Genomic DNA, 1,385 nt, shown 5'->3' on the forward strand with positions numbered 1-1,385 from the left:
GGTCGTGTCCCACGGGGTTCTCTAATCGCCACTGTCAACAGCTGACCTCTTTGCGGTTCGTCACGCGCGCTGGGCTCCAGGGTTCTCTCCGCGGTCGTCGCGCTGGACGCCGCATGTTAGCGTTCAAAGTAGGGTGAATCTAAGTGGTGTGCGCGGTCCGTGCCGCACTCGCGGGAACGATCTCACCCTCGCTAAGCGTCCCAGCGGGACGCGTTCTGTCGCGCTTGAGTTCAGCGTATTGCTTCGGATTTGGATCAGGCCATGGCCGCCTCCCGGAAGGTCGTGTTGGTACGCCACATTGCGTGCAATGTTACCGCCAGCTTCCTGGCCAGGGCGACTTTCGCTTTGCGAGGCCCGGTTCGGCCTGCGATCGCCTGTGCCCACTCACGCAGGCGAGGGCCGCCAAGCTTTCGAGACAAGATCGCATTTGCTGCTTCGTACAGGCATTTTCGAGCGAACCTGTCACCGCTTTTCGAGATGCGCCCGTTCCGGCTGATTTCGCCAGATTCGTAGCGCCTTGGCGTCAGACCGAGATAAGCGCCCGCGCTGGAAGATCGGTTGAAGCGTTCGGCGTCGTCGAATGCTGCAGTTACCGCCATCGCGGTGATCGGTCCGACTCCCGGCGCTGTCATCAAAAGACGTACCGTACCATGCTGTTTGGCTACCGCCCGGATTTTGCCATCGAGAGCGGCAATACGGGCTAGAATTTCACTCCGGGCGTGCATCAACGCTTCAAAGATAGGTATGAGCTCCGGTGCGACTGCCAGCTCGCCTGTGATGATCTCCGTCGCACGGCGTTTGAAGCCCCCAACCCGTTTTCCGAACATCACGCCAAACGTTTTCAGCAACCCTCTGATCTCATTTTCAAGCTTCACACGCATGCCAACCAGCGTATCGCGCGCTGTCAGCATCGCCCGGTTAACATAGGCCTCATGACTCTTTATCCGGGCAGCCTTGAACCAACCTGTGCGGACAATCTGAGCCAAGCCGCGAGCATCATGTCTGTCGGTTTTATTTGGCATCATTTTGAGGACCGCATTAGCGTGACGCGCATCCAGGCAAATGATCGGGACACGCCGCTTCGTCAGCGCGTTCCAGAGCCAGACGGCAAGGGGACCTGTCTCCATTCCCACCCGTTCGACATCCGCGGCGCGCTTCGCTAGCCAGTCGGCTATCGCGTCAGGGCAGGTCGGCACCTTCGCCTCCGCGAGAATCTCACCTTCCGCCCCAACCAGGCAAATCGCCGTCTCCTCCTGTGACACATCCAGTGCTGCAAAAACTCCCATAACGTCCTCCACGTTCGACTCCGGCCGAGCGCCGAAGCGGCAATGACATCCTACCGCAACAAAGCGGAGGTCGAGTGTGGCGATTACGTTAAGTGGTGT

At 59.4% G+C, this 1,385-nt stretch carries 1 protein-coding gene; it reads right to left on the minus strand.

Annotated features, from left to right (window positions below; all coding sequences use genetic code 11):
* Positions 1-254: 254 nt before the first annotated feature.
* Positions 255-1,286 (minus strand): IS110 family transposase, encoded by a 1,032-nt coding sequence (locus EBBID32_RS05970; RefSeq protein ID WP_006952422.1) that lies wholly within the window; start codon positions 1,284-1,286, stop codon positions 255-257.
* Positions 1,287-1,385 lie beyond the last annotated feature (99 nt).

The organism is Sphingobium indicum BiD32, assembly GCF_000382885.1.
In the GTDB taxonomy this organism is placed as follows: domain Bacteria; phylum Pseudomonadota; class Alphaproteobacteria; order Sphingomonadales; family Sphingomonadaceae; genus Sphingobium; species Sphingobium japonicum_C.

Excerpts from the sequence above, each read along its gene's own strand:
- EBBID32_RS05970 (WP_006952422.1), bottom strand. The coding sequence starts at position 1,286 with ATGGGAGTTTTTGCAGCACTGGATGTGTCACAGGAGGAGACGGCGATT.